The following is a 12880-nucleotide window of genomic DNA, read 5'->3' as shown; positions in this document are numbered from 1 at the left end:
CCGGAACACTCTCCATTAGGCATGCCTTACCTAACCAGAGCCGACCGGGTCCCGTCAACCCCGCGCACCGACGGAGAAAGGACCCGGCCCCCGCCCGGGCGGGGGCCGGGTCCGGATCCGGGAGAGGGGCGCTCAGGCCAGCAGGAGGGCCGCCGCGACCAGGACCGCGACGGCACCGGCGATGACCACCACCTCGACCGAGACCATCGTCTGGGGGCGGTCCTCGGCGCCCAGCGCGGCGGGCCCCGCCTCGTCGATGTCGCGGATCGGGCCGGCCAGCGGGCGCGCCTTGTGGCGCTCGGCGTCCTGGCGCAACTGGAGGGCGGCCCGGTCCATCGGGCGCATCCCCCGCGGGTCCTCCTCGTCGGGCCCGTCCATGAACCCGCCCTCGCGGCGCAGGTTGTCGCGGACCCGGGCCCGCTTGGTCTCGCGCAGCGGCCAGGAGCGCACGACCCCGTCGGTGGTGTGCACCCGCAGCACGTCGACCACGTCCACCCACCGCACGGCCGCCCAGGGGACGAAGGTCTCGCGCAGCGGGTTGATCACCCGCAGGCCCCGCTCGGTGACCACGATGCGCGGGCGCAGCCACACGAGGTACACCAGCGCGACGCTGGCCACCAGGACGGCGCCGTACAGCCATATCTCCGGCCCCCGGCCGCGGAGGAACAGGTCGGCCAGCAGGAGCACGGCGACGACGATCCAGACCACGGCCAGGACCCGGGAGAAGAGGGAGTAGTGCACCGTCGGGCTGGCACCCGGCGCCGGTCCGCTCATCGGTCGGCCGCCCACTTCAGCTGCGCGAAGCCGGGCTTGATGACACCGTTGATGAGCGCCAGGCGCTCGTCGAAGGGCAGGAACGCCGACTTCATGGCGTTGACCGTGAACCACTGGACGTCGTCCCAGCCGTACCCGAAGGCCTCGGAGAGCCGGGCGAACTCCTCCGACAGGCTGGTGCCGCTCTGCAGCCGGTTGTCGGTGTTGACCGTCACCCGGAAGCGCAGGTCGCGCAGCAGGCCGATGGGGTGTTCGGCGATGGAGGGGGCGGCCCCGGTCTGCACGTTGGAGCTGGGGCACATCTCCAGGGGCACGCGCTTGTCGCGCACGTACTGGGCCAGCCGGCCCAGGCGGGGCACGCCGTTCTCGGTGACGGTGATGTCGTCGATGATGCGCACGCCGTGGCCGAGCCGGTCGCAGCCGCACCACTGGAGGGCCTCCCAGATCGACGGGAGCCCGAACGCCTCGCCCGCGTGGATCGTGAAGTGGAAGTTCTCCCGGCGCAGGTACTCGAAGGCGTCCAGGTGCCGGGTCGGCGGGTTGCCGGCCTCGGCCCCGGCGATGTCGAACCCGGCCACCCCGGCGTCGCGGTAGCGGACGGCCAGCTCGGCGATCTCCGAGGACCGCGCGGCGTGGCGCATGGCGGTGACCAGCTGCCCGGTGCGGATGCTCCGCCCGGCGTCGGCGGCGCGCTTCTCGCCCAGCTCCAGTCCCTCCTGGACGGCCTCGACGACCTCCTCCAGGGTGAGCCCGCGCTCCAGGTGCTGCTCGGGGGCGTAGCGCTGCTCGGCGTAGACCACGCCGTCGGCGGCCAGGTCCTCGGCCGCCTCGGCGGCGACCCGGACCAGGGCGTCGCGGGTCTGCATGACCGCGGTGGTGTGCGCGAACGTCTCCAGGTAGCGCTCCAGCGAACCGGAGTCGGAGGCCTCGCGGAACCAGTGCCCCAGCTCCACCGGGTCGTAGGTGGGCAGGTCCTTGTATCCGACCTCCCGGGCCAGCTCGACCACCGTGGCGGGCCGCAGCCCGCCGTCGAGGTGGTCGTGCAGGAGCACCTTGGGCGCCCGCCGGATCTGTTCGACTGTGAGTGGCTGGTTCATGTACTCAGAATGCCACCGGCGCCGCACCCGGCCCGACACCCCGGCGCGAAGTTACCGGGAACCCGGTAGATCCACGGCGTCCGCGCAGGTCGCGCCGGGGGCCGGGGGGCTCAGAAGGACACCGCCTCCTCGGCGGCCGGGACGCGGTCGCGGCCGTCCGCGGCCAGGGCGGTGAGGGCCGTGGTCACCAGGAACCGGGTGCCGACGCCGATGGCGCGCTCGTCCACGTCGAAAGTCCCGCGGTGCAGGTCCAGCATGGGCCCGTCCCAGTCCGGCGAGTGGGTGCCCAGCCGGGCCAGGGCGCCGGGGACGTTCTCCAGGTACCAGGCGAAGTCCTCCCCGCCCAGGCTCTGCGGGGTGGGCGAGGCCGCGTCCGGCCCCAGGGCCAGGGCGGTGGCCTCGCGCATGACGTCCACACTGGACGCCTCGTTGATGGTGGGCGGGACGCCGCGTTTGTAGGTGACCTCGGCGTCGGCCCCGTAGGCGGCGGCCACCGACTCCACCAGGCCCTTGACGATGTCGGGCGCCGCGTGCCACGCCTCGTCGTCCAGGCAGCGCACGGTCCCCTCGGCGACCGCGTCGTCGGGGATGACGTTGGGCGCCGACCCGGCGCTGATGCGGCCCCACACCAGGCTGAACCCGGCGCGCGGGTCGATGCGGCGGGAGAGCGCGGCGGGCAGCTCGGTGACGACCTTGCCCATCGCGTACACCAGGTCCGCGGTCAGGTGGGGGCGCGCGGTGTGCCCGCCCGGCCCGGACAGCCGGACCGTCAGCTGGTCGCAGGCGGCGGTGATGCCGCCGGTGCGCAGGCCCACCCGGCCGACCATCAGCCGGGGGTCGCAGTGCAGCGCGAAGATCCGGTCGACGCCCTCCAGGGCCCCGGCGTTGATCACCTCGACGGCGCCGCCGGGCAGCTCCTCGGCCGGCTGGAAGACCAGCCGGACCCGGCCGGGCAGGGCGCCCGCCCGGTCCTGCTGGGCCAGGAAGACCCCGGTGGCCAGCAGGACCGTGGTGTGGACGTCGTGGCCGCAGGCGTGCGCGGCCCCCGGGACGGTGGAGCGGTAGGGGACGTCCTTCTCGTCGGTGAGGGGCAGGGCGTCGATGTCCGCCCGCAGGGCGACGGTGGGCCCGGGGCCCGAGCCGATGTCGCAGACCAGCCCGGTACCGCCGGGGAGCACCCGGGGGTGCAGCCCGACCCCGCGCAGGTGCTCGACGATCCGCCCCGTGGTGCGATGCTCGGCGAAGGCGAGTTCGGGGTGCATGTGCAGGTCACGGCGGAAGCCGATGAAGTCCCGCTCGCGGCGCGCCAGAAAAGCGGTCAACTGTTCCGGCAGGTCTCGTCCCTGCATACGAGGGCCCTCTCTACGCTTTCGCCCATGTCTTACCGAGCGCCGGCGCCGTCGCCGGCACCGACCCCTGCACGGGTGGGTCCGTCGTCGAGCTCGGCCGCGAGCATGTCGACGACGTCGTCGAGGGTGCCGCCCTCGGCGATGACCGCGCGCTGACGCTCGTAGGAGGCGCCCTTGTCCAGGATCTCGGAGATCAGGTCCAGGTCCTCGGCGCAGCCCAGCCGGGTCGCGACCGGCCTCAGTTCGCGGACCAGCTCGTAGAGGTCGTCACGGATCGGGACGGTGGTCCCTCGGCCGTCCGTGATGACGCGAGCGTCGAGCCCGTAGCGGGTGGCCCGCCACTTGTTGTCCCTCACCAGCCAGGACGGCGGGCTGGGCAGCCGATACCCGCGGTCGAGCTGGTGGTCGAACAACTCCACCAGGCTCTGGGAGAGCGCGGCGGCCATTCCCACCTCGCGCAGGGTGGGGATCCCGTCGAACATCCGGATCTCGATGGTCCCGAAATCCGGGTGCGGACGAATGTCCCACCACACTTCTTTGATGGATGCGATGGTACCCGCCCTGAGAAGCGTTTCGAGGTATTCCTCGAAAGCCGACCAGTTCGGGAGGTTCGGCGGCGGACCGGAAGTGGGCAGCGCGCCGAAGATCACGGAGCGGGCGGAGGCCAGACCGGTATCGTGACCCGCCCAGAATGGACTGGAGGCGCTCAAAGCGAGAAAATGCGGGAGATACCTCGCGAGCGCGTTCACGATGGGAATGGCCTTGTCCTGGTGGCGCACGCCCACGTGCACGTGGACGCCGCAGGTGAGGATGCGCCGGGCGACCCACTGCATCTGCTCGACGAGTTCCCGGTACCGGGTGCCGGGGCTGAAGTCCTGGTCCCGCCAGTCGTCGATGGGGTGGGTGCCGGAACAGGTGAGCGTGGTGCCCCAGGGGGCGAGCACCTGCCGCATGCGGGAGACGTTGCGGGCCAGGTCGTCCTTGGCCTGCTCGACCGTCTCGCAGATCCCGGTGACGACCTCCACCTGGGACTGCATCAGCTCGTGGCGCAGTGGGGGGACCGCCGCCGCGGAACTGAGTTCGGGGAGTTCGGAGAGGAGCTTCTGCGCCTCCTGCCGCAGGTGCCGGTTGCGGCGGTCGACGAGCTGGAGTTCCCACTCCACGCCGATCGTCGCGCGTTCGGACGACTTGAATGCGGTTCCCATCTGCCCTCCGAGGGGGGTGTCTGCCGAACTTTTCGTTCGGCGAACCGGTCGTGCCCCGGCGGGGCTCTCGGCCGGGACAGGGGAGGACTACCCCCTCGGAACCTGGAACATACGGGCACGGGGAACCTTCAGCGTCATTTTCCGCTAACAGAGTGTCACACTAGGCAACAGGACGTTTCCGCCGCCGCAACAGCCACGCCGTGAGCCCTCCCGCGCCCAGCGCCCCCGCCGCCGAGAGCCCCGCCGCGAGGCCGCGCCGCACCCGCCTGCGCTCGGCCGCCTCGACCGGGTCCACCCGCACGACGGGGGCGGGCCGGGTCCAGTCGATGCCGTTCTCCTCCGGCAGCGGCAGCGAACCCGTGTAGGGCGGCGGCACCGAAAGCCGGGTCGCCGTCCACGCGGCGCTGAACATGACCAGGCGCATCACCAGGTTGATCCAGACCAGGAGGCCCACCAGCACCGCGAACGACGCGTACAGCGGGTTGCTCAGCGTCCCGGTCAGCAGCAGCGCCGCCGCGGCCTTGAGGACCTCGAACCCCACCGCGCCCAGCAGGGCGCCCCGCCACATCGTGCGGGCGGGCCGCCCGCTGCCGGACAGCAGCGCGAACACCAGCATGAAGATGAGCGCGTTCGCGCCGATGGCGATCGCCAGGGCCAGCAGCCGCAGCGCGATGTTCGCCACGATCGACCCGTCCAGGCCGACCAGGGACAGCAGCCACCTGGTGGCGGCCTGGGCGACACCGGTGACGGAGACCGACAGCAGCAGGGCCAGGCCCAGGCCGATCATCACCAGCAGGTCCGTGCCCTTGGCGAGGAAGGGGTTGGGGCCCTCCTTGGGGTTCTTCAGCCAGATCGAGTGCAGGGCCTCGCGCAGCGCCGATACCGAGTTCAGGCCCGCGTACAGCAGGCCCACCAGGCCGAACAGGCCGGCGCCCACCCGGGCGTCGGCGATCTGGTCGATGGGCAGCTGCTCCGAGAGGCCGGGCAGCACGTCGTCCAGCGCCCGGTCCAGCTGGCCGCCCAGCTCGATCTGGAGCGTGGCCAGCACGAACCCGACCGCGGCGAACGCCAGCGCGAGCAGCGGGAAGAACGACAGGAACGCGAAGTAGGTGACCGCGCCGGCCAGCTGGTTCCCGTTGCGGTCGGCGTAGCGCTCGTAGGCCCGCACCAGGTGGTCCACGCCCGGACGGCGCCGGCGCAGCGCCCAGTAGGCGTCCATGGACGTGTTCCGGTAGTGCCGGACCGTCTCCCTGGCCCTGTCCAGCACCGAGGCCACCGCGCCCTCCCCCACCTCGTCGAACCGCAACGCTAACGGCCTACCCGCTCTGTCTCGAAGGTCCCACACCGGACACTCCCGGACTTGGGCAGACTTGGAGGGACAGAGGTCGACCGGGGGAAGGGTGACGACGTGGGGGGCGCGGGGGCGCGGTGGAGGGCCGCGCTGGGAATGCGGTCGGCGGGGCCGCGGGGGGAATGGCCGACGGAGGCGCCCGACGCCGACGGGCTGGCCAAGGGCTTCGACGCCCTGTTCGGGGAGCCGCCCGCGGGGGTGTGGCACGCCCCCGGCCGGGTCGCGCTGCTGGGCGAGCACACCGCCCCCTCGGGCGGGGTGGGGCTGTACGCGGCGCTGCCCTGGGGGGTGACGGCCGCCGTGGGGGCCGTGCCCGGCGACCCCAGGGTGCGGACCGCGGCGCTCAGCGGGCCGCTGCGGGCCCGCGGCGCGGAGGGCGCGGCGGTGGCCCGGGCCGTGGCCGCGGCGCGCCGCACGGGGCTGCTGGAGGCCGGGACGGGACTGCGCGTGATGCTCGGCTCCGACCTGCCCGGCGACGCCTCCCTGGGGTACTCCGGGGCGGTGGGGGCGGCGGTGGCGCTGGCCCTGGCCGACCTGGCCGGGGGCCCGCCCCCGGAGGGCGGCACCGTGGACCAGCGGGTGTCCCTGGCCGCCCGGCCCGGCTGCGCCGTCCGGGTCAACCTGCGCACCCTCGGCACCACCGTGCTGCCCTTCGACCCGGCCGCCGAGGACCTGTGCCTGCTGGTGGTGGACACCGGTGCGCTGCCCCGCCGCGACCCCCGGCCCGGGCACGCCGCCGACCTGGAGCGCGCCGGGAAGGTCCTGGGCCCGCTGCGGTCCGTCCGCGACCTGCCCGCCGCGCTGTCCCGGCTGCCCTCCCCCGCCCAGCGCCGCCGGGTGGAGTACGCGGTGACCGAGGTGCACCGCCTGAACGCGGTGGTGGGCCTGCTGCGCGCCGAGCGGTTCGGGGAGGTCGGCGTGATCCTCACGGCCTCGCACCTGTCGCTGCGCCGGGCCGGGCTCCCGGTGCCCGAGGTGGAGCTGGCGGTGGAGACCGCCGGCCGGGCGGGCGCGCGCGGGGTGAGGATGAGCGGCTGGGCGGGCACCGCCCTGGCGCTGGCCGCCGACGACCGGGTGGCGGGCATCGGCGCCGCCCTGGAGGAGGCCTTCATCGGCCGGGGCCTGGTGCCGCCGCGGGTGCGCTCGGCGCTCCCGGCCGCCGGGGCGCACCGGCTGCGCTGACCGGGGGCGCTCCCGGCCGCCGGGGCGCACCGGCTGCGCTGACCGGGGGCGCTCCCGGGGGCGGCCCGCGGCCGCCTCCGCACCCCGGGGACGCCTCCGGAATATCCCCCGGTTCCGGATCAGGGTCGGTTCATCGAACCCCGCTACCCTTTCTGCGATCCCACACAGTGGAGGCCGTGACCACGGACCTTCTGCGTCGCGGAGGAGATAGGCGGTTCGATGGCAGACCGACGGCACCGGGAAGGCTCCGACCCGACCGGTGAGCACGACAGACCGGGTGTCTTCCGGCGCAAGGGCGCCGGGGACGGGGACGGGGCCGACGCGTTCGAGAAGCTGTACCGGGGCCGGGAATCGGAGCAGCGGGTCGTCGGCGAGACCCGGCGGATGCCCGCGGCCGGGGACGTCCCCCCGCTGCGGCCCGAGCGCCCGCAGCGCCGCACCCACCACGCCGGGCGCGAGTACGACGGCACCGGCCGCACCCGGCGGCGCCGCCAGAGGACGGCCCGCAAGGCCCGCAACGTGACCGTGGTGACCCTGGTGGTGCTGCTGGCCGCGGTGCTGGTGCTGCCCACCTGGTTCTACCTGTGGTCCAACGCGCGCCTGCAGCGGGTCGACGCCCTCCAGGACTACGAGGGCCGCCCCGAGCGCCAGGACGGCGACGTGTACATGATCGTCGGCTCCGACAGCCGCGACGGGCTGGACGACGACCAGATCCGGGAGCTGTCCACCGGCCGGGCCGAGGGCCGCCGCACGGACACGATCATGCTGCTGTACATCCCCGACACCGATGACGCCGAGCCCACCATCATCAGCGTCCCCCGCGACTCCTACGTGCAGCTGGCCATCCCCGGCTACGCCCCCAACAAGATCAACACCGCCTTCGCCGACGCCGTCTGCGGCACCGACGAGGAGGGCGAGGAGGTCTGCGGCGGCCCGGCGCCGCTGGTGCGGACCTTCGAGCAGGCCTCGGGCGTGCGGGTGGACCACTACGTGGAGATCGGCATGGGCGGGTTCGTCGGCCTGGTCGACGCCGTCGGCGGCGTGGAGCTGTGCCCCGAGGAGCCGATGGAGGACCCCAAGGCGGGCCTGGACATCGAGGCGGGCTGCCAGACGATGGACGGCGGCACCGCGCTCGGGTACGTGCGCACCCGCGCCACCGCGCGGGCCGACCTGGACCGGATCGCCCGCCAGCGGGAGTTCTTCTCCGCCCTGGTGCAGGAGGCCAGCGCTCCGGGGACGCTGTTCAACCCCTTCAAGTCGGTGCCGCTGGTGCTGGAGGGCACGGACATGTTCGTGGTCGACGAGGGCGACCGGCTGCGCCACCTGGCGACGATGCTGCTGGCCATGCGGGGCGGCACGCAGACGACCGCGATCCCGGTGGGCGCCACCCCGACGCTGCCCGACGTGGGCTCGGTGGTCCAGTGGGACGAGGCCCGCTCCCAGGAGATGTTCACGGCGATGCAGCAGGGCGAGCCGATCCCCGAGAGCGTCCTGGACTGACCCCCGGGCCCCCTCGGACGTCCCCCTGTCCCCTTCCCCCGCTCCCCCGGAGACCCGGCCCCCGGGGTCTCGGCCCCGCGGCGGTCGGGGCGGGAAAGGCGAAGGGCCCGGTGCCGAAGCACCGGGCCCTTCTTCGTGACGTTCCGTACTGTGCGCGCCTACCCCCCAGCGGGCGCACGGCCGGCACGTCGGCTCGTGGGGCCTGAGCGGCGAAACCCGCTCTGGCCTGCCGGTTCTCACCGGCGTGACTCCACTGTAAGTCAAAGTTCGCACAAGGTGCGAATCGAGTTCACGTGTCCTATGTCGCACTGGCTCCGTGACCCGACGCAGTCATCATCCCACCCCGACGGCGCCGATGTCCGCAGAATCGGGGAAACACGCCGGGGAATTTCATCGAGAGTGCCGAAGCGGTGACACAAAGCGTCCGGCCGCCCCCTCGCGGGGACGGCCGGACGTGGCGGAGATCACCGGGGGCGTCGGCTCAAGACGTCCCGGTGCGGGCGCCCGGGCCCGGGGCAGGGGGCCGGAGCGGGCGCCGCGCTCCTCAGGCCAGGCGCTTGGACAGGTTCTCGTCCAGGGCGGCGAGGAACTGCTCGGTGGTCAGCCACTCCTGGTCGGCGCCGACCAGGATCGCGAGGTCCTTGGTCATCTGGCCGCCCTCGACGGTCTTGATGACGACGTCCTCGAGGGTGGTGGCGAACTCCAGCAGCTTGGGGGTGTTGTCCAGCTTGGCCCGGTGCTCCAGACCGCGGGTCCACGCGAAGATGGAGGCGATCGGGTTGGTGGAGGTGGGCTTGCCCTGCTGGTGCTGCCGGTAGTGGCGGGTGACGGTGCCGTGCGCCGCCTCGGCCTCGACGGTCCGGCCGTCGGCGGTGCGCAGCACGGAGGTCATCAGGCCCAGGGAGCCGAAGCCCTGCGCGACGGTGTCGGACTGGACGTCGCCGTCGTAGTTCTTGCAGGCCCAGACGTAGCCGCCCTCCCACTTGAGCGCGGAGGCGACCATGTCGTCGATGAGGCGGTGCTCGTAGGTGAGGCCGGCCTTGTCGAACTGCTCCTTGAACTCGGTCTCGTAGATCTCCTGGAACACGTCCTTGAACATGCCGTCGTAGGCCTTGAGGATCGTGTTCTTGGTGGACATGTAGACCGGGTAGTTCCGGTCCAGGCCGTAGTTGAGGCTGGCCCGCGCGAAGTCCTCGATGGACTTGCGGAAGTTGTACATGCCCATGGCCACGCCGCCGGCCTCGGGGAAGTTGGCGACCTCGAACTCGACCGGCTCGCTGCCGTCGGCCGGGGTGTAGGTCATGGTGACGGTGCCGGGGCCGGGGACCTTGAAGTCGGTGGCCTTGTACTGGTCGCCGTGGGCGTGGCGGCCGATGATGATCGGCTTGGTCCAGCCCGGGACCAGGCGCGGCACGTTCTCGCAGATGATCGGCTCGCGGAAGACGACGCCGCCGAGGATGTTGCGGATGGTGCCGTTGGGCGACCGCCACATCTTCTTCAGGCCGAACTCCTCCACCCGGGCCTCGTCCGGGGTGATGGTGGCGCACTTGACGCCGACGCCGTGCTCCTTGATGGCGTTGGCGGCGTCGACGGTGATCTGGTCATCGGTGCGGTCGCGCTCCTCGATGCCCAGGTCGTAGTACTTCAGGTCGATGTCGAGGTACGGGAGGATCAGGCGGTCCTTGATGAAGGACCAGATGATCCGGGTCATCTCGTCGCCATCGAGCTCGACTACGGGGTTCTCGACCTTGATCTTGGCCATGGCTGTGTGGCTGTCCCTTCAATCTTCGCCACCACCTCGTGCGGCGGTGGACGGCGCCCGGCTCGTGGCCGGACACCGGCTTCCGCGCGCGGCGATCCCCTGATCCCGCCCGGTCCGTGCTCTCCGGGGAGGGGGTGGCTCGTCGGTGTCGCGGTATCTCGATATCAAGCTTATTAGACGCCTACGATGACAGTTGCGGCGCCACCCACGCGAGCACGATGAGCAGCACCGCCATGGTGGCCAACGTGACGAGATCGACCCAGCGGCGGCGTACGGCGAGCATGCCGATCCACTCGGCGGGCAGGAAGGCCCGGAAGGCGGCGGCCAGCAGCAGGGCGCCCGCGATGACCGCCGGCCCCCGTTTGAAGTAGGCGGCCGCCACGATCACGACGCCCGCGGCCAGCGCGGACAGCACGAGGACGTAGGGCACCTGGACGAGCCAGGTCGGGGCCGTGCGCTCCTCCGGTGCGGGCGTCCCCTCGTCCGTGTCCGACAACTCCGCCAGCTCCACCCTGTTCACCGCGCTCCGCATCGCCTGGTCCACGATCTCCCACCCGGAACTGGCACAGACCGGCCACGCGACGACGCGCGGGTGTCCGAAACGGAGCACTCCGACGGAACGGCTCATGTTCCAGGTGGCTCCGGTCACCGACCGTGCTTTCGGACCGGGAGAGTCAGGGCCATTGTAATGATCCGCGTCGCCACCGCCTCAGGGCTCACGGAAACGGTCCGGTACCCGTCGGGGAGCCGCGGAGTCCGTTTCCCGCTTCCGGTTCGGCCACATGGCCGTATTTCCGCGCCTTATCCGCCTAACTCCGGAGTAAGCGCGTAGAACGCTCGGCACCCGGGTAACCAACCTGGAGACGAGTGCACCGGTGAGCGAGGTCCCACCCCCATGAAGCCCACCCCACGAACCACGGCCCCTCGGCCCCACCGTCGTCCGCACACCCACCGGCAGCGTTATCAGAGCCCGGGAGGAGCCACCGTGGACGGGCCCTATCTCCGGGTCGAAGAGTCCGGGGAGATCTGTGAACTCGCGGGCGAGGTCACCACGGTCGGCCGCGGCGAGGGCGCCGACATCCGCCTCGACGACCCCAGCGTCTCCCTCCTGCACGCCGAGCTGGTCCGCCGCGGCCCCTACGTGTACGTGGTGGACATGGGCCTGTCCCGCAACGGCACCCGGGTCAACGGCCGGCCCATCGCCCGCCGTGTCCTGGAGGAGGGCGACGTGGTGAGTTTCGGCACCGCCCGCTGCCGGGTCGGCGGCCTGCCCCAGGAGCAGATCAGCCCGGACGTGGAGCTGCGCCGCAGCACCTCCCCCGAGCTCACCCGCCGGGAGCTGGACGTGCTGACTGCGCTGTGCCAGCCCGCGCTCTCGGAGGAGGCGTTCGTCGCCCCGGCGACCGCCCGCGACATCGCCGAGGTGCTGGTGGTGACGGAGGCGGCGGTCAAGCAGCACCTGCTGAGGCTGTACCAGAAGTTCCGCATCCCCGAGGGCCAGAACCGGCGCACCCGGCTGGCCAACGAGGTGGTCGCCCTGGGCCTGGTGCGCCCGCTCCCGACCGGCCACCGCCCCCAGCGCGCCGCGGGCTAGGTGTACCGATCCGAGAGGTCGGTGACACCGACCCCGCCTGACACGAACCGGGAGGGCCTCCGGTATCGGTGTGGATCGCGACGTCCCACCGGCCACCGGGAGGCCCTCACGCTTCCCGCGCTCCCGGCCTCTCGGATCAGTACGGCCGGGCACGGCGCGGGGCGGCGACCCGGAGGGGTCGCCGCCCCGCGCGTCCGGCTCGCGCGGCTACAGCGCCGCGGCCTGGCGCTCGGCGGCCTCGACCACGTTGACCAGCAGCATCGCGCGGGTCATCGGGCCCACCCCGCCGGGGTTGGGCGAGATGTGCCCGGCGACCTCGGCCACGTCCGGGACCACGTCGCCGACCAGGCCGTTCTCGGTGCGCGAGACACCGACGTCCAGCACGGCCGCGCCGGGGCGCACCATGTCCTTGGTGATGAGCCCGGGCACCCCGGCGCCGGCGACGATGATGTCGGCACGGCGGGTGTGCTCGGCGAGGTCGCGGGTGCCGGTGTGGCACAGGGTGACGGTCGCGTTCTCCGACCGGCGGGTCAGCAGCAGCCCCAGCGGGCGGCCCACGGTGACCCCGCGGCCGACCACGACCACCTCGGCGCCCTTGAGCGGGACGTCGTAGCGGTTGAGCAGCTCGACGATGCCGCGCGGGGTGCAGGGCAGCGGCGCCTCCTGCATCAGCACCAGCCGGCCCAGGTTGGAGGGCTGGAGCCCGTCGGCGTCCTTGGCCGGGTCGATCAGGCCCAGCACCCGGTTCTCGTCCAGGCCGCGCGGCAGCGGCAGCTGCACGATGTAGCCGGTGCAGGCCGGGTCCTCGTTGAGTTCGCGGACGGCCTGCTCCACCTCCTCCTGGGTGGCGGTCTCGGGCAGGTCGCGGCGGATGCTCGCGATGCCCACCTGCGCGCAGTCGCGGTGCTTGCCGCGCACGTAGGAGTGGCTGCCCGGGTCGTCGCCGACCAGGACGGTGCCCAGCCCGGGGGTGATGCCCCGGGCGTGCAGGCGCGCCACCCGCTCGGTGAGGTCCTCGCGGATGGACTTGGCGACGGCCTTGCCGTCCAGAACGATCGCGCTCATG

The 12880-nt window shown here is 72.7% G+C and carries 11 protein-coding genes; 3 read left to right on the top strand and 8 right to left on the bottom strand.

The genetic code is table 11. The features are described from left to right. Window positions 1-132: 132 nt before the first annotated feature. The 5 genes from ABZ249_RS02660 to ABZ249_RS02640 all read right to left on the bottom strand — a co-directional run bounded on the left by ABZ249_RS02660 (window position 133) and on the right by ABZ249_RS02640 (window position 5731). Window positions 133-774, bottom strand: a complete 642-nt coding sequence (locus ABZ249_RS02660; protein WP_355256293.1) for a PH domain-containing protein — start codon at window positions 772-774, stop codon at window positions 133-135. Then, window positions 771-1871, bottom strand: coding sequence for an adenosine deaminase (locus ABZ249_RS02655; protein ID WP_355256290.1), 1101 nt, complete (start codon window positions 1869-1871; stop codon window positions 771-773). Before ABZ249_RS02655 ends, ABZ249_RS02660 begins: the two co-directional genes overlap by 4 nt. A gap of 110 nt (window positions 1872-1981) precedes the next feature. After that, a complete protein-coding gene (locus tag ABZ249_RS02650; protein ID WP_355256287.1) occupies window positions 1982-3220 on the bottom strand; it encodes a M20 family metallopeptidase in 1239 nt (412 codons plus the stop codon). Between the two features lie 32 nt (window positions 3221-3252). Beyond that, a complete protein-coding gene (locus tag ABZ249_RS02645; protein ID WP_355256284.1) occupies window positions 3253-4425 on the bottom strand; it encodes a glutamate--cysteine ligase in 1173 nt (390 codons plus the stop codon). A gap of 160 nt (window positions 4426-4585) precedes the next feature. Next, window positions 4586-5731, bottom strand: coding sequence for a YhjD/YihY/BrkB family envelope integrity protein (locus ABZ249_RS02640; RefSeq protein WP_355256281.1), 1146 nt, complete (start codon window positions 5729-5731; stop codon window positions 4586-4588). Window positions 5732-5833: 102 nt separating this feature from the next. Here ABZ249_RS02640 and ABZ249_RS02635 point away from each other — a divergent pair, with 102 nt between their 5' ends. Both ABZ249_RS02635 and ABZ249_RS02630 read left to right on the top strand, forming a co-directional pair. Further along, window positions 5834-6958: a galactokinase family protein gene (locus ABZ249_RS02635; RefSeq protein ID WP_355257079.1), complete on the top strand. Its 1125-nt coding sequence runs from the start codon at window positions 5834-5836 to the stop codon at window positions 6956-6958. Window positions 6959-7177: 219 nt separating this feature from the next. After that, window positions 7178-8458, top strand: a complete 1281-nt coding sequence (locus ABZ249_RS02630) for an LCP family protein (RefSeq protein WP_355256278.1) — start codon at window positions 7178-7180, stop codon at window positions 8456-8458. A 544-nt stretch (window positions 8459-9002) separates the two neighbouring features. On the opposite strand, the gene ABZ249_RS02625 is transcribed toward ABZ249_RS02630, so the two are convergent. Beyond that, a complete protein-coding gene (locus tag ABZ249_RS02625) occupies window positions 9003-10220 on the bottom strand; it encodes an NADP-dependent isocitrate dehydrogenase (protein ID WP_355256275.1) in 1218 nt (405 codons plus the stop codon). Window positions 10221-10401: 181 nt separating this feature from the next. After that, a complete protein-coding gene (locus tag ABZ249_RS02620; RefSeq protein ID WP_260697186.1) occupies window positions 10402-10764 on the bottom strand; it encodes a DUF3017 domain-containing protein in 363 nt (120 codons plus the stop codon). A 441-nt stretch (window positions 10765-11205) separates the two neighbouring features. Here ABZ249_RS02620 and ABZ249_RS02615 point away from each other — a divergent pair, with 441 nt between their 5' ends. Continuing rightward, window positions 11206-11814 (top strand): FHA domain-containing protein, encoded by a 609-nt coding sequence (locus tag ABZ249_RS02615; RefSeq protein WP_220564885.1) that lies wholly within the window; start codon window positions 11206-11208, stop codon window positions 11812-11814. A gap of 207 nt (window positions 11815-12021) precedes the next feature. On the opposite strand, the gene ABZ249_RS02610 is transcribed toward ABZ249_RS02615, so the two are convergent. Beyond that, window positions 12022-12879 (bottom strand): bifunctional methylenetetrahydrofolate dehydrogenase/methenyltetrahydrofolate cyclohydrolase, encoded by an 858-nt coding sequence (locus tag ABZ249_RS02610; protein ID WP_355256271.1) that lies wholly within the window; start codon window positions 12877-12879, stop codon window positions 12022-12024. Window position 12880 lies beyond the last annotated feature (1 nt).

The organism is Nocardiopsis sp. NPDC006139 (assembly GCF_040614155.1).
Classification (GTDB): domain Bacteria; phylum Actinomycetota; class Actinomycetes; order Streptosporangiales; family Streptosporangiaceae; genus Nocardiopsis; species Nocardiopsis changdeensis.
The sequence above is the reverse complement of the archived record's forward strand: the minus strand, read 5'-3'. Positions and strand labels throughout refer to the sequence as shown.

What these genes read in the sequence shown, in the direction of transcription:
- ABZ249_RS02660 (WP_355256293.1), bottom strand. Translation starts at nt 774, where the DNA reads ATGAGCGGACCGGCGCCGGGTGCCAGCCCGACGGTGCACTACTCCCTC.
- ABZ249_RS02655 (WP_355256290.1), bottom strand. Translation starts at nt 1,871, where the DNA reads ATGAACCAGCCACTCACAGTCGAACAGATCCGGCGGGCGCCCAAGGTG.
- ABZ249_RS02650 (WP_355256287.1), bottom strand. Translation starts at nt 3,220, where the DNA reads ATGCAGGGACGAGACCTGCCGGAACAGTTGACCGCTTTTCTGGCGCGC.
- ABZ249_RS02645 (WP_355256284.1), bottom strand. Translation starts at nt 4,425, where the DNA reads ATGGGAACCGCATTCAAGTCGTCCGAACGCGCGACGATCGGCGTGGAG.
- ABZ249_RS02630 (WP_355256278.1), top strand. Translation starts at nt 7,178, where the DNA reads ATGGCAGACCGACGGCACCGGGAAGGCTCCGACCCGACCGGTGAGCAC.
- ABZ249_RS02625 (WP_355256275.1), bottom strand. Translation starts at nt 10,220, where the DNA reads ATGGCCAAGATCAAGGTCGAGAACCCCGTAGTCGAGCTCGATGGCGAC.
- ABZ249_RS02610 (WP_355256271.1), bottom strand. Translation starts at nt 12,879, where the DNA reads ATGAGCGCGATCGTTCTGGACGGCAAGGCCGTCGCCAAGTCCATCCGC.